The sequence below is a fragment of the Streptomyces sp. NPDC007808 genome (genome assembly GCF_042868655.1).
Lineage (GTDB): Bacteria > Actinomycetota > Actinomycetes > Streptomycetales > Streptomycetaceae > Streptomyces.
This window is the reverse complement of the sequence record NZ_JBIAEQ010000009.1, coordinates 196,830-219,227: the sequence shown is the minus strand read 5'-3', so window position 1 is coordinate 219,227 and position 22,398 is coordinate 196,830. Positions and strand designations below refer to the sequence as shown.

Below are 22,398 nucleotides of genomic sequence, written 5' to 3'. Positions count from 1 at the left end.
GGGGCGAAGGGGCCTCGCGAATGTTTCGTTGTTCACCTCGAATGTTCCGGGAACCTAGGTGCGGTGAGAAGGGTTCGTCAAGGGGGCACGCAGGGATACGATCGCCGCCATGACAGCCCGTGAGCCCGCTGAAAGCCGGACGACACCGTCGGAAACCCGGACGACAAGGTCGCAAACCCGGACGACCACGCCGACGGCGCCCGCGACCGGCCGGTCCGCGCAGACCGCGACGCTCGCCGAGATCGCCCGCGAGGCCGGCGTCTCCGCGCCGACTGTTTCGAAGGTCCTCAACGGCCGCGCCGACGTCGCCCCGGCCACCCGCAGCCGGGTCGAGGACCTCCTGCGCGCCCACGGCTACCGGCGCCGCCGCGCCGAGGCCGGCCGCTCGCCCCTGATCGACCTGGTCTTCCACGAACTGGAGAGCGCGTGGGCGATGGAGGTCATCCGGGGGGTGGAGAACGTGGCCCGCGACGCCGGGCTGAGCGTGGTGCTGAGCGAGAGCGCCGGGCGGCTCACGCCCGGCCGGACCTGGGCCGACCAGGTCGCCGCCCGCCGCCCGCACGGCGTGGTCCTCGTGCTCTCCGGCCTCGACGAGTCCCAGCGCGCCCTGCTCACCAGCCGGTCGATCCCGTTCGTGGTGATGGACCCGGCGGGCGACCCGGGTGCCGACGTGGCGTCGATCGGGGCGACCAACTGGCAGGGCGGGCTCGCCGCCACCCGGCACCTGGTCGAGCTCGGCCACCGCAGGATCGGCGCGATCACCGGACCGTCCCGGATGATGTGCAGCCGCGCCCGCGTCGACGGCTACCGGGCCGCCCTGGAGACGGCCGGGCTCCCGGTCGAGCAGGACCTGGTCCGGCCCGGCGACTTCCACCACGAGACCGGCTACCGGCAGGGCCTGGAGCTGCTGCGCCGTCCGGACCGGCCGACCGCCGTCTTCGCCGGCAACGACCTTCAGGCGCTCGGGCTGTACGAGGCCGCGCGCGAGCTGGGGCTGCGGATCCCGCAGGACCTGAGCGTGGTCGGCTTCGACGATCTGCCGGTCGCGCGCTGGATGGGGCCGCCGCTGACGACCGTACGGCAGCCGCTGACGGAGATGGCGGAGGCGGCGGCGAAGCTGGTGCTGACCCTCGCGCGGGAGGACGGGACGCCGACGAACACGCGGGTGGAGCTGGCGACGAGCCTGGTGGTGCGCAGCAGCACGGGAGCGCCTCCGGCGGCCTGAGGCGGACGGGCGCACTCCATGGCCGGGCGTTCTCCGGCCTCCGCGACGGCGCCGAAGTCAATCGGGTCTCGTGTCGAAAGTTTCGACGGTTTCCCGGTGACGCCCTGGAGAGGGGGGCTCCGTCGAGCCGCCCGGTACAACCCCTGGGGGCGGTGGTGAGTCTGGTGCGGTGACCGTGTCGACGTGACCAGGGGGTCTCCCGGTGTTTTCGCTGAAGTCGTCCAGCCGTTGGGCAGTTCCGGCCGTCGCGGGGGTGCTCGCCCTCGGCGTACTGCCCGCCGGTCACGCGGGCCGCGCCGAGGCCGCGACGGCGCCGCCCGTACGCGACGACTTCAACGGAGACGGCTACCAGGACCTCGCCGTCGGAGCCCTGCACGGGACCGTCGGCGGACGGCCCGGAGCGGGCTTCGTCACCGTGATGTACGGCGGCCCGCACGGCCTGTCGGCCGGCCGGAGCACCGTCATCAGCCGTGCCACGAGCGGTGTGCCGGGCAGCCCGGTCGAGAACCAGGAGTTCGGGGCACAGCTCGCCAAGGGCGACCTGAACGGCGACCGCTACGCCGACCTGGTCATCGGGTTCGTCTCCGGGCCCGGCGACGCGGTGATCGTCTGGGGCGCACCGCAGGGCCTGTCCGGTGCCGGCAGCGCCGCGATCGACGCCAACAGGACCACGACCGGCGACTTCGACGGCGACGGCAAGCTGGACCTGGCGGCCTTCCGCACCGGCCAGGCACCCGGCGACGACCCCGTCGGCACGACGGCCGGTGTCTGGTCGGGCCCGTTCACCCGCACGGGCACCCCCGCCCGCACCGCGCCCCTCGACCCCGAGCACCTCCGGTACGTCGACGTCAAGGACGGCGCGGTCGGTGACGTCGACGGCGACGGACGCGACGACCTCGCGCTGCGTGCCTACTGCGGCGACGGCGTCTTCGACTGCACCAAGTTCTACCGGTCCTCGGCCACCGGGCTCACCCGTGCCACCGCCCCCGACGGGGAGGGCGACGTGGCCCTGGGGGACGTCAACGGCGACGGATGCGACGACCTGCTGGTCGGCTTCCGCAACGAGGAGAGGATCGAGGTCGCGTACGGCTCGCCGTCCGGTCTCACGCCCTCCGGCACCTGGACGTCGTACAGCCAGGACACCCCGGGCGTCCCGGGCACGTCGGAGAACGGCGACCACTTCGGTTCCGCCCTCGCCGTCGGTGACATCACCGGTGACGGCATCGACGACGTGGTGGTCGGGGCGCCCGGCGAGGGGCTCGGCGAGGCCGGTGCCGCGGGCGTCGTCGACGTCCTGCGCGGCAGCCGCACCGGGCTGACCGGGACGGGCGCCCAGGCGTTCACCCAGAACACCGCCGGAGTGCCGGGCACCGCGGAACCCGGGGACACGTTCGGCAACGCCGTCCGGATCCTCGACATCAACGGCAACGGCTACGCGGATCTCGCCGCCGCGGCGAAGGGCGAGGACAACGACAACGGTGCGGTGTGGCTGCTGCGGGGGAGGCCGGCCGGCATCGTGACGGACGCGGCACTGGTGTTCGGGGGCCGGGCGGTCGGGGCGCCCTACGCGAGGAGCGGGTTCGGGTCCGAGGTGGGCTGACGGTCCCGCGCGCCGCACGAACGCCGGGACCGATGGCCGAGGGGCCGCGACCCTCGCCGGAGATCGTCGACGCGATCGCCGCCGAACCCGCCCGGCGGGACCAACCACCATGTGCCGCCGGGCGTGCGCGGCGACCTCCGGACCGCCTCGGCCGTAAGGCGACCTCCGGACCGCCTCGGCCGTAAGGCGACCTCCGGACCGCCTCGGCCGTAAGGAGCAGGCGCGGGCGCCCGCTCCCGCGCAGGGCCGCGGAACGGTCCCGTGTCAGGCGGGCCGGCCCACCAGCATCGTCGGTGCCCCGGCGACCCGCGTCAGGAAGACGGTCGCCGAGTTCGGCCCCTGCGGCTTGACCTTCCTGCGCAGTTCCTCCGGCTCGACGGCCGACCCCCGCTTCTTCACGGTCAGCGTCCCGACCTCGCGCTCGCGCAGCAGCGCCTTCAACTTCTTCAGGTTGAAGGGCAGTTGGTCGGTGATCTCGTACGCCGTCGCGTACGCCGTGGGGCGCAGCTCGTCCGCCGTGACGTAGGCGATGGTCGCGTCGACGAGGCCGCCGTCCAGCTGGTCGGCGACCTCGGCGACCAGATGCGCCCGGATGACGGCGCCGTCGGGTTCGTACAGGTACCTCCCGACCGGCCGGACCCGGGGGTCGGGCAGCCCCCGGGAGAGCAGCGACCGCGGTCCCGGCAGCAGGGTGGCCCGCACGGCACCGGGCTGCGTCCCGAACCACAGCACCGCCTCCTTCACGTCCCCGCCGTCCGAGATCCACTCGGCCTCGGCCTCGTCGGGGACCGCCTCGTGCGGAATGCCCGGCGCGATCTTCAGCGCGGCCCGCGGGGCCTTCCGGGCCGCCTCCACGGCCCAGGACAGCGGCGGCGAGTACGCCTCCGGGTCGAAGACCCTGCCCCGGCCGCCCCGCCGCGCGGGGTCGACGAACACGGCGTCGTAGCCGGTCGTGTCCACCTCGGTGACATCCGCCTCGCGCACCTCGACCAGTCCGGCGAGACCGAGGGACGCCACGTTCGCCCGCGCCACCGCCGCGGTCACCGGATCCCGGTCCACGGCCAGCACCCGGATCCCGGCCCGTGCCAGGGCGAGGGCGTCACCGCCGATGCCGCAGCACAGGTCGGCGACGGATGAGACCCCCAGCTCCTTCATCCGTCCGGCCCGGTGCGCCGCGACGCTCGCCCGTGTCGACTGCTCGACCCCGTGGGGCGTGAAGAACATCCGCCCGGCGTCCGCCGCCCCGAACTTGGCCACCGCCCGCTGCCGCAGCCGGGCCTGCCCGAGCGCCGCCGACACCAGCTCGGCCGGGTGCTCGCGGCGCAGCCGGGTGGCGACCGCGAGTTCGTCGGCGGGGTCGGTGTCGCGCACGGCGTCGAGGAGGGCGTGGCCCTCGGGGGTGAGGAGGGAGGCGAAGGAGGCGAGGTCGTTCACCGGGTCATTGTCGGCCACTTGGTTGACGGGGCGCTTCCTGCGGCGGTGTCGGCCGGGGTTCGGGGCGGGTGCCTGCGAAGATCCCGCACCATGCGAGTAGTAGTACAAAATGACAAAAGTCGCTCGAATGGGGCGACCGCGGCACACCGCCGCCGGGCGGCTCGGCGCTCGCTCATCCGCGGCGGCATCACGGCCCTCGCGGTCGCCGCCCTCGCCTCGGGCTGCGCCCCGGTCGAGGGGCGAAGCACCGGGCCGTCCGGCGCCGGCGCGGGCCCGAGCGGCCGGCCCCTCAAGGCGCCACCCCCGCTCGGCAGCCCCCACCCGCACTCCGAGCACGCCCACGCCGGGGCCGCGCCCCCCGGGAAGTTCCCGTCCGCCCGGGCCGCCCACGCCGCCCGGGTCGCCGCCGCGAGACGCTGGCGCCTGGCGCGGGTGCCGCTGACGGCTCCGCCGCCGCCCGCCAAGAAGCCGAGGATCACCACCCGCGACGGCTTCGAGGTGGCGGGTCACGAGGAACTCGGCCTTCCACCCGTCTTCACCACCGTCCCCACCAAGCAGAAGGTCGTCTTCCTCACCATCGACGACGGTGCCGAGAAGGACCCGGCGTTCCTGCGGATGATGAGCGACCTCCAGGTGCCGTACACCGCCTTCCTCAGCGACTACCTGATCAAGGAGGACTACGGCTACTTCGAACGGATGCAGGACGCAGGCGTGGTCCTGAACAACCACACCCTGCACCACCCCTACCTCCCGGCCCTGTCCTACCTCCGCCAGAAGCGTGAGATCTGCGGCATGCAGGAGGTGATCGAGCGGCGCTACGGCAAGCGCCCGGTGCTCTTCCGGCCGCCCTTCGGCAACTACGACCGCGACACGCTGCGCGCCGCGAAGCGATGCGGGATCGAGTACGTCCCCCTGTGGAACGAGGAGGTCTTCGTGGACCGTTGGGACTACCGCGAGTGGGACCGCAGGATCCGGCCGGGTGACATCGTCCTCACACACTTCCGGGGACGGGACGACTGGAAGGGCACAATGCCCGACATGATCCGCCGATTCCTGAACAAGGTGACGGCCGAGGGGTATGCGGTGGCCCGGCTGGAGGACTACCTGTGAGGTCCGGGCGGGCGCCGAGGCGGCGGGCGGGACTGCGGGCCCTGACGGCGGCGGCCGTGGCGGCCGTCCTGCTCACCGGCTGCGACCGGCCGACCGCGACGGTGGGGCCCGGCGGAGTGCCGGGCCACAAGGCGGCGCAGGAGGCGCGCTCGGCCAAGGGCCCGACGCCCACGGCACAGCCGTACCGCCGCTGGGGCCTCACCGCCCCGCTGTCCGCGCCGCCGTCCCCGCCCGCCCGGCCGCAGCCGCCGCCCGGGGGCGGCCCGCTGCCCGTCGTGGACCGCGTCGCCACCCGCGACAGGGTCGTGTTCCTCACCTACGACGACGGCGCCGAGAAGGACCCCCGCTTCGTCGACATGGTCCGCGAACTGCGGCTGCCCGTCAGCATGTTCCTCACCGACAGCGTGGTCGGCCCGGGCTACGGCCATTTCGCGCGCCTGCGCTCGGTGGGCGCGTCGATGCAGAACCACACCCTCGACCACGCGGCCCTGCGCGGTCTGCCGTACGCCGGCCAGCGCGCCGAGATCTGCGGCCAGCAGAACAAGCTCCGCGCCCGCTTCGGCATCCGCCCCCACCTCTTCCGGCCGCCCTACGGCACGTACGACACCACCACGCTGCGCGCGGCGGCCGACTGCGGCGTACGGGCCGTCGTGCTGTGGCGGGCGGCGATGGAGGGCGACGGCGAACTGACCTACGCCGAGGGCCCCGGCCGGCTGCGCGCCGGCGACATCGTCTCCGTCCCGTCCCGGGAGCCGACCGGAATGACGCTGAGGGAGCGGACGGCGAGGTTGCTGCGCGAGATCCACCGAGGAGGGCTGACGGTCGGTCGGCTGGAGGACTACGTCTGACGCCGGGTGCGTCCGCACAGGCGAACGGCACACGGCAAACTCGGCGCCGCGCCGCGGGCAATTAGCAGTCCGCTTGACCGAGTGCTAATCACGGTCATAGTCTCGGCTCTGGCACTCCCCCCTGGAGAGTGCCAACTACGCGACGGGCAGGTCCGGCACCCGCGACGACGGATCCACCTGGTCGCCACCTCAGACAGTTAACCCCGTGAGATCTCCGAAGGGGGAGGTCGGATCGTGACGACCACCAGCTCCAAGGTTGCCATCAAGCCGCTTGAGGACCGCATCGTGGTCCAGCCGCTCGACGCCGAGCAGACCACCGCCTCTGGCCTGGTCATCCCGGACACCGCCAAGGAGAAGCCCCAGGAGGGCGTCGTCCTGGCCGTGGGCCCGGGCCGCTTCGAGAACGGCGAGCGCCTGCCGCTCGACGTCAAGACCGGCGACATCGTGCTGTACAGCAAGTACGGCGGCACCGAGGTGAAGTACAACGGCGAGGAGTACCTCGTCCTCTCGGCTCGCGACGTGCTCGCGATCATCGAGAAGTAAGTCACCTCAGCACATTGCTCGACGCTGCGCCCCTGGCCCCCGCGACCACTTGAGAAGCCGGGCGCCCTGGGGCGCAGTGCCTTTTTCACCCACAGATTTCCGAGAGGGCTCCCGCTGTCATGGCGAAGATCCTGAAGTTCGACGAGGACGCCCGTCGCGCCCTCGAGCGCGGCGTCAACAAGCTGGCCGACACGGTCAAGGTGACGATCGGCCCCAAGGGCCGCAACGTCGTCATCGACAAGAAGTTCGGCGCCCCCACCATCACCAACGACGGTGTCACCATCGCCCGTGAGGTCGAGGTCGAGGACCCGTACGAGAACCTCGGCGCCCAGCTGGTGAAGGAGGTGGCGACCAAGACCAACGACATCGCGGGTGACGGTACGACCACCGCCACCGTGCTCGCCCAGGCGCTGGTGCGCGAGGGCCTGAAGAACGTCGCCGCCGGTGCCTCCCCGGCCGCCCTGAAGAAGGGCATCGACGCCGCCGTCAAGGCCGTCTCCGAGGACCTGCTCGCCTCGGCCCGCCCGATCGACGAGAAGTCCGACATCGCCGCCGTCGCCGCGCTGTCCGCCCAGGACCAGCAGGTCGGCGAGCTCATCGCCGAGGCGATGGACAAGGTCGGCAAGGACGGTGTCATCACCGTCGAGGAGTCCAACACCTTCGGCCTTGAGCTGGACTTCACCGAGGGCATGGCCTTCGACAAGGGCTACCTGTCGCCGTACTTCGTGACGGACCAGGAGCGCATGGAGGCCGTCCTGGAGGACCCGTACATCCTCATCAACCAGGGCAAGATCTCCTCCATCGCCGACCTGCTGCCGCTCCTGGAGAAGGTCATCCAGGCCGGCTCCTCCAAGCCGCTGCTGATCATCGCCGAGGACGTCGAGGGCGAGGCCCTGTCGACCCTGGTCGTCAACAAGATCCGCGGCACCTTCAACGCGGTCGCGGTCAAGGCCCCCGGCTTCGGTGACCGCCGCAAGGCGATGCTGCAGGACATGGCGGTCCTCACCGGCGCCACGGTCATCTCCGAGGAGGTCGGCCTCAAGCTCGACCAGGCCGGCCTGGACGTGCTGGGCTCCGCCCGCCGTGTCACGGTCACCAAGGACGACACGACCATCGTCGACGGCGCCGGCAAGTCCGAGGACGTCACGGGCCGCGTCGCCCAGATCAAGGCCGAGATCGAGAACACGGACTCCGACTGGGACCGCGAGAAGCTCCAGGAGCGCCTCGCCAAGCTGGCCGGCGGCGTGTGCGTGATCAAGGTCGGCGCCGCCACCGAGGTGGAGCTGAAGGAGAAGAAGCACCGTCTGGAGGACGCCATCTCCGCGACCCGCGCCGCGGTCGAGGAGGGCATCGTCTCCGGTGGTGGCTCCGCTCTGGTCCACGCCGTGAAGGTCCTGGAGGGCAACCTCGACAAGACCGGCGACGAGGCCACGGGTGTCGCGGTCGTCCGCCGCGCCGCCGTCGAGCCGCTGCGCTGGATCGCCGAGAACGCCGGCCTGGAGGGCTACGTCATCGTCTCCAAGGTCGCCGAGCTGGAGAAGGGCAACGGCTACAACGCCGCCACCGGCGAGTACGGCGACCTGGTCAAGGCCGGCGTCATCGACCCGGTCAAGGTCACCCGCTCCGCCCTGGAGAACGCCGCCTCCATCGCCTCCCTCCTCCTCACGACCGAGACCCTGGTCGTCGAGAAGAAGGAAGAGGAGGAGCCGGCCGCCGCGGGCCACGGCCACGGCCACGCCCACTGAGGCACGCACCACCCGAAGAAGCCCCCGCTGCCGTGGCAGCGGGGGCTTCTCCCTTCGCGGGCGTCACTCACCCGAGTACCCCCAGCTGCTCCAGCAGACCCGCCCGGTCGTAGAGCCAGTGGCTCTCGCAGATCCTGCCGCCCCGGAACCGCTGCCAGGTCATGCCCCGCATGCTCACGTCCTGCCCGGTCGCCGGGATCCCCAGGAACTCGCCCTTGTGCCGGGCGACCCAGGTCCAGCGGGTGCACACCTGGTCGTCCTGGGCCATCTGGTCGTCGATCCGGAAGGTGAAGTCGAAGGCGGTACGCCACCCCGCGTACTGCTCGCGCACCCCGGCCACCCCCCGCACGGGCTGCGGGTACGACGGATCGTTGTCCACATAGTCGTCGGTCAGGTGCTCCCCGATCCGATCCGGCTCCATCCTGCCCATCGCCTCGAAGAAGGCCCGCGCGGCCAGGACATTCAGCTGCTCGTCGCGCACCACGTCCAGATCGGTGAACGTGGGTGCCTCGTCGCAGAGCGCGACCATGTCCTGGAAGATCCGGTCCGTCTCGGGCAGGTGGGAGTTGCGCATCGCCTCCTCGTACGACGGGAACTCCACGATCTCGATGAAGTGCGAGGAATCGGACCGGTCCTTGCCGATGATGTCGTGCGTCGCCGTCCGCTTCCCCTTGGTCTGTTCGACCCACCTGTCCATCAGCCGGTTCATCTCGTCGAAGCGGCTGGTCCTGCAGTCGATGAGCTGCACGAAGGTCATGTCGTCATCGCCTCCCGGGTGCCTGGGTGCGGCTGGACAGCACCATTCTCGCCACTGCGACGGCGGGGCGCCTCGCGCCCTGCCCTGCGGGAAACGGCCGACTCGCGCGAACCGCGCGCACCGGACGGCGCCCGCCGGCTTTCGCTACTGCGGCCCGTACTTGCGCCCCGTGCGGGAACTGATCCCCCCGAGCACCCCGCGCGGCACCACCTTCACCAGTCCCATCAACGCCTTGTACCGGGGATCCGGGATCGACAGCGACTTCCCTCTCGCCAGATCGCCGAGCGCGGCCGCCACGAGCTTGTCCGCGTCCAGCCACATCCAGCCCGGGATGTTGTCCGTCCCCATGCCGGCCCGCTCATGGAACTCGGTCCGCACGAACCCGGGGCACAGCGCCATCAGCCGCACCCCGCTGCCCGCCAGATCCCGCGCCACGCCCTGCGTGAACTGCACGACCCACGCCTTGGACGCGCCGTACGTCCCCCGTGGCACGAAGGCCGCCACCGAGGCGACGTTGACGACCCCCCCGCGCCCCCGCTCCCGCATCGCCTCCGTCGCCGCCGACGTCAGACGCAGTACCGCCTCGCAGTGCACCTTGAGCATCTTCAGCTCGTCGGCCATGGAGACATCGAGGAAGCGCCCCTTGTTGCCGAAGCCGGCGTTGTTGATCAGCAGGTCGACGGGGTTCCTGCGATCCCCGAGGCGTGCGGCGACGGCCTCGATGCCGTCGTCCTCCGCCAGGTCGGCCGTGAGCACCTCCGCCTCGATGCCGTGCCGGTCGTGCAACTCGGTCGCCTGCTCCCGCAGCCGCTTGGTGTCCCGGGCCACCAGGACGAGGTCGTGCCCGTCAGCCGCCAGCCGCCTCGCGAACGCGGCGCCGATGCCCGCGGTCGAACCCGTAATCAGTGCCGTTGTCATGGCGCAAGGTTAGTGACCCCGGACTGCCCACCTCCGCTCCTCTGCCGGCTCTCGGCCCGGCCCGTGGCCCGTGCCCGTGCGTGCCCCGCACCGAGCCGGCGGCGTCGGGTGTCTCCAACTCGCCCAGAAGCCGGGGAAGCCGGGGATGCCGGGGATGCCGGGCGAGGGCCGAAGTGCACCGGCCATGCCGCGCGGCATCACTCGCTCACCCGCCCGCATCCGCACGGCGACCTCGGCGCGCTCTCCCGGTGCCAGCCGGATCCGGTCCACGGCCCGGCCCGCTCCGGCAGCCACCCGCGCCCAGGCCGAGTCCGCCGAGCCCGCCCGCCGCCCCGGCGGACGTACCGTCAGCCCCCGTACTTCGCCACGTACTTGCGCGCCTCCTGCGCCCACTCGGGATGCAGCGCCTCGCCCGCCTCCAGCAGCCGCGGCAGCAAGGCCCGCTCCGTGGTCACCGCCCTGAACTGCAGCGCCACCGTCACCTCGTGACGAGGGCGATGGACGACCTCTATCGCGTCGCCCGCCCGGACCTCGCCCGGCTCGATCACCCGCAGGTACGCGCCCGGCGCGCCCTTCGCCGTGAACCGCTTCACCCACTGCCGCTCACCCAGGTGGCCCTGGAAGGTGGCGCAGGGAATCCGCCCGGAGGTGACCTCCAGCACCACCTCGGGCCCGATCCGCCAGCGCTCGCCGATCAGCGCACCCGAGACGTCCAGGCCCTGCGTGGTGAGGTTCTCGCCGAACTGGCCGTTGCCCAAAGGCCGCCCCAGTTCGCGCTCCCAGTCGTCGAGGTCCTCGCGCGCGACCGCGTACACGGCTTGGTCGTCGCCGCCGTGGTAGCGCGTGCTGCACACGTCGTCCCCGGCCACTCCGCTGGCCCCGACCCCCTTGGGGCCGGGCGCCGCCACCCGTACCGGTCCCTGCGCCGGCCGCTTGTCGATGCCGGTCAGGCCCTCCGGGTGATCGGTGTACGGCACGCGCGTCCGGCGGCCGAGGTTCACAGACAGAAGCTTCATGGCGGCACGGTAGGCGACCCGTGGTCAAAGCGTCCACGCGGTATTCGGTGCGGCGTCCAAGGCTCACTTATGCTTGGCGGATGATCGAGGCTCGTCATCTCCGTGTGCTGCGCGCCGTCGCCGCCACCGGTTCCTTCTCGGCGGCGGGGCGCGAACTGGGCTGCACCCAGCCCGCGGTCAGTCAGCAGATGAAGGCCCTGGAGGCGTCCGTGGGTACGCCCCTGCTGGTCCGCAGCGGACGTGAGATGCGGCTGACCCAGGCCGGCGAGGCGCTGGTGCGGCACGCCGCCGGGATCCTGGCGGGGCTCACCGCCGCCGAGGAGGAGGTCGCCGCCATCGCGGGTCTGCGCGCGGGCCGCGTGCGTCTCGTCTCCTTCCCCAGCGGCAGCTCCACCCTCGTCCCGGCCGCCCTCGCCGCCCTGCGTGCCGCGCACCCGGGCACCCGCGTCTCCCTGGAGGAGGCCGAGCCGCCGAAGTCCGTCGAGATGCTGCGCGAGGGTGACTGCGACGTGGCCCTCGCCTTCCGCTACGAGGGTGCCGCGGGCGCACCGGCGGGTGAGTGGGACGACCTCGTCGTACGCCCGCTGCTGACCGACCGGCTCGTCGCCCTCGTGCCCGAGCGGCACCGGTTGGCACGCGCGCGTGCCGTCGCCATCGAGGACCTCGCGGCCGAGCCGTGGATCGCCGGGTGCCCCCGCTGCCGCGGCCAGTTGATCGAGGTGTGCGAGGGCGCCGGCTTCACGCCCCGCATCGACTTCGCCACCGACGACTACCCGGCGGTCGTCGGCCTGGTCGGGGCCGAACTGGGAGTGGCCGTCCTGCCCCAGCTCGCGGTCGAGTCGGTACGGCCCCGAGGGGCACGCACGGTGACGCTGGAGCCGGCGGTGCGGCGGGAGATCGTCGCCCTCACCCTGCCCGATCTGGCGCAGGTGCCCGCGGTGACGGCGACGCTTGAGCAACTGGCGCGCGCCGCGGCCCGGTAGCGACAAGAACGCCGCCCGGTAACGACAAGACGCCGCCCGGTAGCGACAAGAAAGGGCACGCGTGTGCGTGCCCTGGTTGCAGAAACGTTCCTTCAATGCTGCGAGGCGGTCTCCCCGCTGGTCGTCGACGCCGAGACCAGCCGGTTGCGGGCACGCCCCATGAGCTCCTCGCGCTCGTCCTCGGTCAAGCCGCCCCAGACGCCGTACGGCTCGCGCACCGCCAGCGCATGCGCCGCGCACTGCGCGCGTACCGGGCACCTCATGCAGACCTCTTTGGCCGAGTTCTCACGAGCGCTCCGAGCCGCCCCGCGCTCGCCCTCCGGATGGAAGAAGAGCGAGCTGTCCACCCCGCGACAGGCGGCGAGCAGCTGCCAGTCCCACAGGTCCGCGTTCGGTCCGGGAAGGCGGGAGAAATCTGCCATTGCGTGACCCCTTGTAGCCGTTCTGGGCGGATACGGTGTTCACGACCGTACATCTACGATCTAAGGAGATGAAAATATGACTCATTGCGAATCTAGCTCCAAACGCCAACAAACGGGAAGAAAAAGGGCTGAATGGGGCATGGGTTGTGATGAAACGTTGTGGGTCCGCCGCGCATGTCTGCCCCGTATCCGCCCCCTCACGTAGAGTGCCGAAGATGGCACACGGCCCCGTAACTCTTTCGAGTGACCGTCGTTGAGAGGGCGAGGCGGTTGAAGGAACAAGCGCTCGGGCAGGCGTCCGAGACGGTCGACCGCACAGGTGACGATTTCGTACCAGCCTGGAGGCTCAAGGTGACGTGCATCAGCTGCGGAGGGCGGCCATGACATCCGTCCTCGTCTGCGACGACTCCCCGCTTGCCCGAGAGGCGCTCCGCCGCGCGGTCGCGACCGTGCCCGGCGTCGAGCGCGTGACGACGGCGGCCAACGGCGAGGAAGTCCTCCGCCGCTGGGGCGCCGACCGCTCGGACCTGATTCTGATGGACGTACGCATGCCCGGTCTGGGCGGCGTCGAGACCGTGCGGCGGCTGCTGTCCGCCGACCCCGGTGCGCGCATCATCATGCTCACCGTCGCCGAGGACCTGGACGGCGTGGCCCTCGCGGTCGCCGCCGGTGCCCGCGGCTATCTGCACAAGGACGCCTCGCGCGCCGAGTTGCGTGCCACCGTCACGCAGGCCCTCGCCGACCCCACCTGGCGGCTCGCCCCGCGCCGGCTGCGGTCCGCCGAGATGGGGGCCGCGCCGACACTCACGGCGCGTGAGATCCAGGTGCTGGAGGGCATGAGCCACGGACGCTCCAACGCCGAGATCGGCCGCGAGCTGTTCCTCTCCGAGGACACCGTCAAGACGCACGCCCGACGCCTGTTCAAGAAGCTCGGCGCCTCGGACCGCGCGCACGCGGTGGCGCTCGGCTTCCGGTGGGGCCTGGTCCGGTAGGTGGGCCTCAGCGGGGGCACGGTCATCCCCGCCCGCCATGTGGTGGGCGGGGCTGCTTTTCGCGGGGTGGTCCGGCGCGCTCACCGCGAGGTGAGCGGGGGTGACGGGGCGTCCCGTCGGGTGCCCGCTGCTCGTTTCGGCGCCGATGCCGCATCCTTGAGATGTGGAGTCTCTCGGGGACGAGTCGGTCGAGCGGAAGGGGAGGGCGCAGGGGATGAGTTCCGGCGCACCTGCTCATAACGCTTCGGTGCACAACATCGGGCGCGATGCCACGGACCGTACGGCCGCAAGGCACCATGGACCGATGCGCGACGACGAGGCGGCCCAAGCCGCAGGGGCGATCGGTGCACTCGTCCATCGCGCCGTGGACGGGGACGAGCAGGCCACGCACGATCTGCTCGCGCATGTCCACCCCCTGGCGCTGCGGTACTGCCGTACCCGGCTGTCGCGCCTCCCGGGTGACGCCCGCCACTTCGTCGAGGACCTCGCCCAGGAGGTCTGTGTCGCCGTCCTGCTCGCGCTGCCGCGCTACAAGGACACCGGCCGCCCCTTCGAGGCGTTCGTCTTCGCCATCGCCGCGCACAAGGTCGCGGACCTGCAGCGGGCGGCGATGCGGCACCCGGGTTCCACGGCGGTCCCCTCGGACGAGATGCCCGAGCGGCCGGACGACTCACTGGGCCCGGAGGAGCGCGCGCTGCTCAGCAGCGACGCCGAATGGGCCAAGAAACTGCTGGCCAACCTGCCCGAGAACCAGCGGGAGCTGCTCCTGCTGAGGATCGCGGTGGGACTGACCGCGGAAGAGACGGGCCAGATGTTGGGAATGTCACCCGGCGCGGTCCGGGTTGCACAGCACAGGGCGCTCAGCCGCCTGCGCGCCCTGGCCGAGCAGTAGAGACGATCTTTCCGTCGCGACGGCGCTCGCCGTGGAACGCGACGGCGACCGGCCGTGAAGGCGGTGTACACCGGCGCCACAGGGGTCCGGGCATCCGTCACGGCTCCCGTCCGCCGGTCTCATCTGAACAGGCGCACCCCGGGTTCCGTACGAACATACGAAGCCTGGAGCGACCCAGAACCGTGGAATGAGACAGCCATGCTTCCCGTTAGCATGGACATCCGCACCGATCAAGGCCATTTGGGGAAGGTGTCATGACTGCCAACGTCGACGGAGTGCCCGAGAAATTCGCGACACTCGGGCTGACCTACGACGACGTGCTGCTGCTGCCGGGCGCATCCGAGGTGCTCCCCAACGCGGTCGACACCTCGTCCCGCATCTCCCGCAACGTCCGGGTGAACATCCCCCTGCTCTCGGCCGCGATGGACAAGGTGACCGAGTCCCGCATGGCGATCGCCATGGCCCGTCAGGGCGGCGTCGGCGTGCTCCACCGCAACCTCTCCGTCGAGGACCAGGTCAACCAGGTCGACCTGGTCAAGCGCTCCGAGTCCGGCATGGTCACCGACCCGATCACCGTGAACCCGGACGCCACCCTGGCCGAGGCCGACGCGCTGTGCGCCAAGTTCCGCATCAGCGGTGTCCCGGTCACCGACGGCGACAAGAAGCTGCTCGGCATCGTCACCAACCGCGACATGGCCTTCGAGAACGACCGGACCCGCCGGGTGCGCGAGGTCATGACCCCGATGCCGCTGGTCACCGGGCGCGTCGGGATCTCCGGTGTCGAAGCCATGGAGCTGCTGCGCCGCCACAAGATCGAGAAGCTTCCCCTGGTCGATGACGCGGGCATCCTCAAGGGCCTCATCACCGTCAAGGACTTCGTCAAGGCCGAGCAGTACCCCCACGCCGCCAAGGACGCGGAGGGCCGCCTGATCGTCGGTGCCGCCGTGGGCGCCAGCCCCGAGGCCCTGGAGCGGGCCCAGGCGCTCGCCGAGGCCGGCGTGGACTTCCTGGTCGTCGACACCTCGCACGGCCACAACAGCAACGCCCTCAGCTGGATGTCGAAGATCAAGTCGGCCGTCGGCGTCGACGTGATCGGCGGCAACGTCGCCACCCGCGACGGCGCCCAGGCGCTGATCGACGCCGGTGTCGACGGCATCAAGGTGGGCGTGGGCCCCGGCTCGATCTGCACCACCCGGGTCGTCGCCGGTATCGGCGTCCCGCAGGTCACGGCCATCTACGAGGCGTCCCTCGCGGCCCGTCCGGCGGGTGTCCCGCTGATCGGCGACGGCGGCCTGCAGTACTCCGGCGACATCGGCAAGGCGCTGGCCGCCGGCGCCGACACCGTGATGCTGGGCAGCCTCCTCGCGGGCTGCGAGGAGTCCCCGGGCGAGCTTCAGTTCATCAACGGCAAGCAGTTCAAGTCGTACCGCGGCATGGGCTCGCTGGGCGCCATGCAGTCCCGTGGCCAGGGCCGGTCGTACTCGAAGGACCGCTACTTCCAGGCCGAGGTCGCCTCCGACGACAAGCTCGTGCCCGAGGGCATCGAGGGCCAGGTGCCCTACCGCGGTCCGCTGGCCAACGTGCTGCACCAGCTCGTCGGCGGTCTGCGCCAGACCATGGGCTACGTGGGCGCGGCGACCATCGGGGAGATGGAGACCAAGGGCCGCTTCGTGCGCATCACCTCCGCGGGCCTCAAGGAGAGCCACCCGCACGACATCCAGATGACGGTCGAGGCGCCGAACTACAGCCGTAAGTAGTCGCCAGGCCTCGCGAGGGCGGCCCCGGAACCTCCGGGGCCGCCCTCGTCGTGCCCGTCGGCGATACTGGAAGACGCTGAAACGCATCAGGGAAAGGCCACAGACGTGACTGAGATCGAGATCGGGCGCGGCAAGCGCGGCCGCCGGGCGTACGCCTTCGACGACATCGCCGTCGTCCCGAGCCGTCGTACGCGGGACCCGAAGGAGGTCTCGATCGCCTGGCAGATCGACGCCTACCGCTTCGAGCTGCCCTTCCTGGCGGCCCCCATGGACTCGGTCGTCTCCCCGGCCACCGCCATCCGCATCGGCGAGCTCGGCGGCCTGGGCGTGCTGAACCTCGAAGGTCTCTGGACGCGCTACGAGGACCCGCAGCCGCTCCTCGACGAGATCGTCGGCCTGGACGCCGAGACGGCGACCCGTCGCCTCCAGGAGATCTACGCCGCTCCCATCAAGGAGGAGCTGATCGGGCAGCGCATCAAGGAGGTGCGCGACTCGGGCGTGGTCACCGCCGCGGCGCTCTCCCCGCAGCGCACGGCCCAGTTCTCCAAGGCCGTCGTCGACGCGGGCGTGGACATCTTCGTCATCCGCGGCACGACGGTCTCCGCGGAGCACGTCTCGTCCTCGCACGAGCCGCTGAACCTGAAGCAGTTCATCTACGAGCTCGACGTCCCGGTGATCGTCGGCGGCTGCGCCACCTACACCGCGGCCCTGCACCTGATGCGCACCGGCGCGGCGGGCGTCCTGGTCGGCTTCGGCGGCGGCGCCGCGCACACCACGCGCAACGTCCTCGGCATCCGCGTCCCGATGGCCACGGCGGTCGCGGACGTGGCGGCGGCCCGCCGTGACTACATGGACGAGTCCGGCGGCCGGTACGTGCACGTGATCGCGGACGGCGGTGTCGGCTGGTCCGGCGACCTGCCCAAGGCCATCGCCTGCGGCGCCGACGCGGTGATGATGGGCTCCCCGCTCGCGCGCGCCACGGACGCGCCGGGCCAGGGCAACCACTGGGGCATGGAGGCCGTGAACGAGGAGCTGCCGCGCGGCAAGAAGGTGGACCTCGGCACGGTCGGCACGATCGAGGAGGTGCTGACGGGCCCGTCGCACACTCCCGACGGCTCGATGAACTTCTTCGGCGCCCTGCGCCGTGCCATGGCCACGACCGGCTACAGCGAGCTGAAGGAGTTCCAGCGGGTCGAGGTGACGGTGGCGGACTCGCAGCACATGCGGTAGTCCGTACGACGTGAGGGGGGCCGGTCGCCTGTGCGGCGACCGGCCCTTTCGCGTGCCGTGGGCGTCCCGCGGGGCGTGTGGCGTGGCGCGGGGGCGCGTGGTTGCGTTCGAGGCGGATACGCCCTGGTCAGCCGGGCCGTCAGCGATAACGTCCCTGTCGGCGCCCCAGGTTGCTGGAGTGCCCCCTTCCAAGGACCTGGTCCGGACCCCGCCCTCGGGGCCCGGCCCGATTCCGACGGACCGTCCACCGGGCTACTGGGCGGTGTCTTGGAAGGGGGCGCCGATGGGTCGCCACCGCAAGCCCACCCGCTGGGACCGGATCCGTCTGTGGATGGTGAAGTGCCGCAGGAGGTGGGTCTTGCGTCTGTTCGGATGATGAGCGGCCGCCCCCACACAACCTAGGGGCGGACACTCCGTGAACCATCCAGGAGCCTGCCGCAGTAGCCGCTGCGGTGGGCTCCACCTGTCCGTAAGGTACCCGCGCCGTGCCCCGTATGCCACCAGCCTCGGGTGCCCGCCCCTCCCACGCGCCCCTCTTCACAACCGATGCGCCGCCCCCGTGGGCGCGGCCCCCCGCGTGTCCAGCAGCAGCTGGGCCTTCACCGAGAGCCCTTGCAGGTCGTACGTCCGATGCTGCTGGAGCAGGATCGTCAGGTCGGCGTCCGCGACCGCCTCGTACAGCGAGTCCGCGCGCGGCACCGGGCGGTCCAGGACGCTCCAGGACGGGATGTAGGGGTCGTGGTAGCTGATGGAGGCGCCCAGCTGCAGCAGGCGGACGGCGACCTCCTCGGCGGGCGTGGACTGCTGGTCGGCGAGGTCGGGCTTGTAGGTGACACCGAGCAGGAGGACGCGGGCGCCGCGGGCGGACTTGCCGTGCTCGTTGAGGAGGGCGGCGGCGCGCTGGATGACGTAGCGGGGCATCTGGTTGTTGACCTGCTGGGCCAGCTCCACCATGCGCAGGGTGCGGCCGGCCGGGCCGGTGAGGTCCTGGGGGACGGCGTGGCCACCGACGCCGGGGCCGGGCCGGAAGGCGTGGAAGCCGAAGGGCTTGGTCTCCGCGCAGCGGATGACGTCCCACAGGTCGACGCCCAAGTCATGGCAGAGCACGGCCATTTCGTTGACGAGGGCGATGTTGACGTGCCGGAAGTTGGTCTCCAGCACCTGCACGGTCTCCGCCTCGCGCAGGCCACGCGCGCGTACCACCTTGTCGGTGAGGCGGCCGTAGAAGGCGGCGGCGGACTCGGTGCAGGCCGGGGTGAGCCCGCCGATCACCTTGGGGGTGTTCGTGGGGCTGAAGTCCCGGTTGCCGGGGTCGACGCGGCTGGGGGAGTAGGCGAGGTGGAAGTCGCGTCCGGCGCGCAGGCCCGAGCCCTCTTCGAGGAGCGGGAGCAGGACGTTCTCGGTGGTGCCCGGAGGCACCGGGGACTCCAGGATGACGGTGGTGTGCGGGCGCAGTCGTGCGGCCAGGGCGTGGGCGGCCGCCTCGACCTGGCCGAGGTCGAGTCCGCCGTCGGCGCCCCGCGGGGTCGGCGGGCAGATGACGGCGGTGCGGACCCGGCCGAGTTCGGCGGGGCTGGTGGCGTGCCGGAAGCCCCCCGCATGCATGCGGCGCAGTTCGGCCGGGCTGAGGGAGGCCACCTCGGGTCCCGTCCGGTAACCGAGCGTGGGGATGCCGGCGGCGACGGCGGCCTTGGCCAGGGGCAGGCCGTACGGGCCCAGTCCGATGACGGCGAGATCTGCGGGCATGGCGTGGGCCGTCCTTCCCAATAACCGAAGTGGAGCAGGTGCGCAAGCCCTGTGGACAGAACGAGGGAGCGCAATGTCAGACTAGGAGTAAATATGACCGATTTGCGGGATTGGATGATCGCGTTTCCCGGAGTGTTGTCCACAGGCTGAGGGCGAGTAGTGGCTGAAGTCGGGCAACCCGGTCAGAATTCTGGGCAGGGGAGGTAGGAACCGGGCTTCGCCCGACGGGTGCGGCCTACGCGACCGATGAGCGGGAGGCAGCGTGAGGACAGCGACACTGGGACCGGCGGAGCGCGCCGAGTCACTCGCAGCAATGGCCGAGCGCGAGCTGGACCTGTTGGTCGTGGGCGGCGGTGTCGTGGGTGCGGGCACCGCCCTGGACGCGGTGACCCGCGGACTGTCCACCGGCCTGGTCGAGGCGCGTGACTGGGCGTCGGGCACGTCCAGCAGGTCCAGCAAACTGATCCACGGCGGCCTGCGCTATCTGGAGATGCTCGACTTCGCCCTCGTCCGCGAGGCGCTGAAGGAGCGCGGCCTGCTGCTGGAGCGGCTCGCCCCGCACCTGGTGAAGCCGGTGCCGTTCCTCTACCCGCTGCAGCACAAGGGCTGGGAGCGCTGGTACGCCGGCTCGGGCGTCGCGCTCTACGACGCCATGTCGATGGCCCGGGGCCACGGCCGCGGCCTGCCCATGCACCGCCACCTGAGCCGCGGTCGCGCCCTGCGCGTGGCCCCTGCCCTGAAGAAGGACGCCCTGGTCGGCGCGTTGCAGTACTACGACGCGCAGATGGACGATGCCCGCTATGTGGCCACCCTCGTGCGCACCGCGGCGGCCTACGGAGCGAAAGTCGCCAACCGCGCGCGCGTGACCGGATTCCTGCGCGAGGGCGAGCGGGTCGTCGGGGCGCGGGTGCAGGACGTCGAGGGGGGCGGGGAGTACGAGATCCGCGCCCAGCAGATCGTCAACGCCACGGGTGTGTGGACCGACGACACCCAGTCGATGGTGGGGGAGCGCGGACAGTTCCACGTACGCGCCTCCAAGGGCATCCACCTGGTCGTGCCCAAGGACCGCATCCACTCCACGACCGGGCTCATCCTGCGCACCGAGAAGTCCGTGCTGTTCGTCATCCCCTGGGGCCGGCACTGGATCGTCGGCACCACCGACACCGACTGGGACCTCGACAAGGCTCACCCGGCCGCGTCCAGCGCCGACATCGACTACCTGCTGGAGCACGTGAACTCGGTACTCGCGGTGCCGCTGACCCGGGACGACGTCGAGGGCGTCTACGCCGGACTCCGGCCGCTGCTCGCCGGGGAGTCGGACGCCACCAGCAAGCTCTCCCGCGAGCACACCGTGGCCCACCCCGTGCCCGGGCTCGTCGTCGTGGCCGGCGGCAAGTACACGACGTACCGGGTGATGGCCAAGGACGCGGTGGACGCGGCCGTGCACGGTCTCGACATGCGGGTCGCCGAGTGCGTGACGGAGGACATTCCGCTGCTGGGCGCAGAGGGGTACCGGGCGTTGTGGAACGCGCGGGCGCGGATCGCGGCGCGGACGGGTCTTCACGTGGTGCGCGTGGAGCACCTGTTGAACCGGTACGGATCGCTGGCGGAAGAGGTGCTCGAACTCATCGCCGCGCATCCCGCGCTCGGCGAGCCCGTGCAGTCCGCCGACGACTACCTGCGTGCCGAGATCGTCTACGCCGCCTCGCACGAGGGGGCGCGGCACCTGGACGACGTGCTGACACGGCGGACCCGCATCTCCATCGAGACCTTCGACCGGGGCACCCGGTGCGCCCGCGAGGCGGCCGAACTGATGGCGCCGGTGCTGGGCTGGGACACGGACCACATCGAGCGCGAGGTCGAGCATTACCAGAAGCGGGTGGAGGCCGAGCGGGAGTCGCAGCGACAGCCCGACGACCTGACGGCGGACGCGGCGCGGCTGGGGGCGCCGGACATCGTTCCGCTGTAGGCGGTGCCCTCGTGCGCCGGGTGTGCCGCCCAGCTCGGGCAGCGGCGCCCCGGCCCGGCGGGAACGTCACCCGAACGAGTGGCGGGTGACGGGAGCACCTCTCGGACCTCGACCGTTCTACGAGGTGCGAGGGCAGAACTCGGCGGCGAGCAGCCGGGGTTCGAGGCTGGGATCTGCGATCGCCGTCGTGTTCACCCGGAAAGTGAGGACATGACGACCGCCGACGGTGGCCGCGGAGCGCACGTAGCTGCCGGAGATGCGCCCGTTGTGCCCCCATACGACGGTGCCGCACGGCAACTTCGAGGGGAAGACTCCCATGCCGTACGAGCCATGCGCGACACGGGTGTCGAGCATCTCGCGCTGCCAGCGCGGGGGCAGCAGTCGGCCGCCGAGCAGTGCGGCGTAGAAGCGGTCGAGGTCGGCGAGCGTGGTCACCAGTTCGCCGGCCGCGCCGGCCACTCGCGGGTCGAGTTCGGTGACGTCGGTCCCGTCGGTGGCGTAGGCACGACCGTGCGGGAGGGGGAGCGATGTGCGTGAGCCGGGAAAGGAGGTCCCGGTCAGACCCAGCGGAGCGATGACGCGGCGCTCGGCCTCGGCGGCGTAGGAACGGCCGGTGACCCGTTCGACGATCAGCCCGAGCAGGACGTAGTTGGTGTTCGAGTACGAATAGTCGCCCGGGGCGGCAGGGGGGTGGGTGAGTGAGATGCGCAGGGCCTGAATCGGCGTCACGGGGACGGCACCCCGGGTCCGGGAGGTGAAGTCGTACAGCCCGCTGGTGTGGGTCAGCAGCGAACGAAGGGTCAGCGCGCGCCCGTCGTTGCCCGCCCCGCGTACCAGGCCCGGCAGATGCCGCTCCACCGTGTCGGAGAGGGAGAGCCGTCGTTCGGCGGCCAGTTGCAGAACGACCGTCGCGATGAAGGTCTTCGTCATGCTGCCGGCCCGGAAGTGCTGGTCGGCTGCGAGGCCCTGGCCCTCCTGGGCATAGCGGGTGCCGGACTCGTCATGGGCCAGCAGGGCCGCGGCGGGGGCCTTGCCCCGGGTGACGAGCAGCGGAACCAGCGCACCCGTCGGTCGCGCCGACGGCAGCGGCGAGGCCGTCGGGGCCATGCCGAGGAGCGCCACCGAGAGCAGACCGAGAAGGGACAGACACACAGGTATGCCGAGGAGCGTGCGAAACAGCGGCGTCGCCGGTCGTGCCATGCGCGTCCCTT

At 71.6% G+C, this 22,398-nt stretch carries 19 protein-coding genes; 12 read left to right on the top strand and 7 right to left on the bottom strand.

Annotated elements, in window-relative coordinates:
- Positions 1 to 109: 109 nt before the first annotated feature.
- Together ACFYNL_RS31910 and ACFYNL_RS31905 are read left to right on the top strand one after the other, a co-directional pair.
- On the top strand, positions 110 to 1,225 hold the full coding sequence (locus ACFYNL_RS31910; protein ID WP_388809530.1) for a LacI family DNA-binding transcriptional regulator: 1,116 nt from the start codon (positions 110 to 112) through the stop codon (positions 1,223 to 1,225).
- 202 nt (positions 1,226 to 1,427) lie between these two features.
- Positions 1,428 to 2,825: an FG-GAP and VCBS repeat-containing protein gene (locus ACFYNL_RS31905; protein WP_388809527.1), complete on the top strand. Its 1,398-nt coding sequence runs from the start codon at positions 1,428 to 1,430 to the stop codon at positions 2,823 to 2,825.
- A gap of 264 nt (positions 2,826 to 3,089) precedes the next feature.
- Here ACFYNL_RS31905 and ACFYNL_RS31900 read toward each other — a convergent pair whose 3' ends face one another.
- The gene (locus ACFYNL_RS31900; RefSeq protein WP_388809525.1) at positions 3,090 to 4,367 is read right to left on the bottom strand and encodes a methyltransferase domain-containing protein; all 1,278 of its coding nucleotides are present in this window, start codon (positions 4,365 to 4,367) and stop codon (positions 3,090 to 3,092) included.
- Between ACFYNL_RS31900 and ACFYNL_RS31895 the strand changes: the two genes are divergently transcribed.
- From ACFYNL_RS31895 to groL, 4 genes are all read left to right on the top strand, one after another.
- A complete protein-coding gene (locus ACFYNL_RS31895; protein ID WP_388809522.1) occupies positions 4,350 to 5,369 on the top strand; it encodes a polysaccharide deacetylase family protein in 1,020 nt (339 codons plus the stop codon). The two genes, ACFYNL_RS31900 and ACFYNL_RS31895, sit on opposite strands and share 18 nt — an antisense overlap.
- Positions 5,366 to 6,217: a polysaccharide deacetylase family protein gene (locus ACFYNL_RS31890; protein WP_388809519.1), complete on the top strand. Its 852-nt coding sequence runs from the start codon at positions 5,366 to 5,368 to the stop codon at positions 6,215 to 6,217. Before ACFYNL_RS31895 ends, ACFYNL_RS31890 begins: the two co-directional genes overlap by 4 nt.
- A gap of 234 nt (positions 6,218 to 6,451) precedes the next feature.
- Complete coding sequence (groES, locus tag ACFYNL_RS31885; RefSeq protein WP_003998759.1) at positions 6,452 to 6,760, top strand: co-chaperone GroES; 309 nt, start codon at positions 6,452 to 6,454, stop codon at positions 6,758 to 6,760.
- A gap of 119 nt (positions 6,761 to 6,879) precedes the next feature.
- On the top strand, positions 6,880 to 8,505 hold the full coding sequence (groL, locus tag ACFYNL_RS31880; protein WP_388809516.1) for a chaperonin GroEL: 1,626 nt from the start codon (positions 6,880 to 6,882) through the stop codon (positions 8,503 to 8,505).
- Between the two features lie 67 nt (positions 8,506 to 8,572).
- Here groL and ACFYNL_RS31875 read toward each other — a convergent pair whose 3' ends face one another.
- The 3 genes from ACFYNL_RS31875 to ACFYNL_RS31865 form a co-directional block, all read right to left on the bottom strand.
- Positions 8,573 to 9,262: an ester cyclase gene (locus ACFYNL_RS31875; protein ID WP_388809514.1), complete on the bottom strand. Its 690-nt coding sequence runs from the start codon at positions 9,260 to 9,262 to the stop codon at positions 8,573 to 8,575.
- A 144-nt stretch (positions 9,263 to 9,406) separates the two neighbouring features.
- The gene (locus ACFYNL_RS31870; protein ID WP_388809512.1) at positions 9,407 to 10,180 is read right to left on the bottom strand and encodes an SDR family NAD(P)-dependent oxidoreductase; all 774 of its coding nucleotides are present in this window, start codon (positions 10,178 to 10,180) and stop codon (positions 9,407 to 9,409) included.
- A gap of 347 nt (positions 10,181 to 10,527) precedes the next feature.
- Positions 10,528 to 11,196 (bottom strand): MOSC domain-containing protein, encoded by a 669-nt coding sequence (locus tag ACFYNL_RS31865; protein ID WP_388809509.1) that lies wholly within the window; start codon positions 11,194 to 11,196, stop codon positions 10,528 to 10,530.
- An 80-nt stretch (positions 11,197 to 11,276) separates the two neighbouring features.
- Between ACFYNL_RS31865 and ACFYNL_RS31860 the strand changes: the two genes are divergently transcribed.
- On the top strand, positions 11,277 to 12,179 hold the full coding sequence (locus ACFYNL_RS31860; protein WP_388809506.1) for a LysR family transcriptional regulator: 903 nt from the start codon (positions 11,277 to 11,279) through the stop codon (positions 12,177 to 12,179).
- 92 nt (positions 12,180 to 12,271) lie between these two features.
- On the opposite strand, the gene ACFYNL_RS31855 is transcribed toward ACFYNL_RS31860, so the two are convergent.
- Complete coding sequence (locus tag ACFYNL_RS31855) at positions 12,272 to 12,601, bottom strand: WhiB family transcriptional regulator (protein WP_388809503.1); 330 nt, start codon at positions 12,599 to 12,601, stop codon at positions 12,272 to 12,274.
- A 380-nt stretch (positions 12,602 to 12,981) separates the two neighbouring features.
- Between ACFYNL_RS31855 and ACFYNL_RS31850 the strand changes: the two genes are divergently transcribed.
- The 4 genes from ACFYNL_RS31850 to ACFYNL_RS31835 all read left to right on the top strand — a co-directional run bounded on the left by ACFYNL_RS31850 (position 12,982) and on the right by ACFYNL_RS31835 (position 17,472).
- Positions 12,982 to 13,593 (top strand): response regulator transcription factor, encoded by a 612-nt coding sequence (locus ACFYNL_RS31850; RefSeq protein ID WP_003948568.1) that lies wholly within the window; start codon positions 12,982 to 12,984, stop codon positions 13,591 to 13,593.
- 304 nt (positions 13,594 to 13,897) lie between these two features.
- Complete coding sequence (locus ACFYNL_RS31845) at positions 13,898 to 14,485, top strand: sigma-70 family RNA polymerase sigma factor (protein ID WP_003998749.1); 588 nt, start codon at positions 13,898 to 13,900, stop codon at positions 14,483 to 14,485.
- A 254-nt stretch (positions 14,486 to 14,739) separates the two neighbouring features.
- Positions 14,740 to 16,242, top strand: a complete 1,503-nt coding sequence (gene guaB, locus ACFYNL_RS31840) for an IMP dehydrogenase (protein WP_388809499.1) — start codon at positions 14,740 to 14,742, stop codon at positions 16,240 to 16,242.
- 105 nt (positions 16,243 to 16,347) lie between these two features.
- Complete coding sequence (locus tag ACFYNL_RS31835) at positions 16,348 to 17,472, top strand: GuaB3 family IMP dehydrogenase-related protein (protein WP_388809497.1); 1,125 nt, start codon at positions 16,348 to 16,350, stop codon at positions 17,470 to 17,472.
- Between the two features lie 537 nt (positions 17,473 to 18,009).
- Here ACFYNL_RS31835 and ACFYNL_RS31830 read toward each other — a convergent pair.
- A complete protein-coding gene (locus ACFYNL_RS31830) occupies positions 18,010 to 19,218 on the bottom strand; it encodes a nucleotide sugar dehydrogenase (RefSeq protein ID WP_388809494.1) in 1,209 nt (402 codons plus the stop codon).
- A gap of 262 nt (positions 19,219 to 19,480) precedes the next feature.
- Between ACFYNL_RS31830 and ACFYNL_RS31825 the strand changes: the two genes are divergently transcribed.
- Complete coding sequence (locus tag ACFYNL_RS31825) at positions 19,481 to 21,187, top strand: glycerol-3-phosphate dehydrogenase/oxidase (protein WP_388809492.1); 1,707 nt, start codon at positions 19,481 to 19,483, stop codon at positions 21,185 to 21,187.
- A 117-nt stretch (positions 21,188 to 21,304) separates the two neighbouring features.
- Here the strand turns inward: ACFYNL_RS31825 and ACFYNL_RS31820 are convergent, their stop codons facing one another.
- Positions 21,305 to 22,387, bottom strand: a complete 1,083-nt coding sequence (locus tag ACFYNL_RS31820) for a serine hydrolase domain-containing protein (protein ID WP_388809489.1) — start codon at positions 22,385 to 22,387, stop codon at positions 21,305 to 21,307.
- Between the last annotated feature and the right edge of the window lie 11 nt (positions 22,388 to 22,398).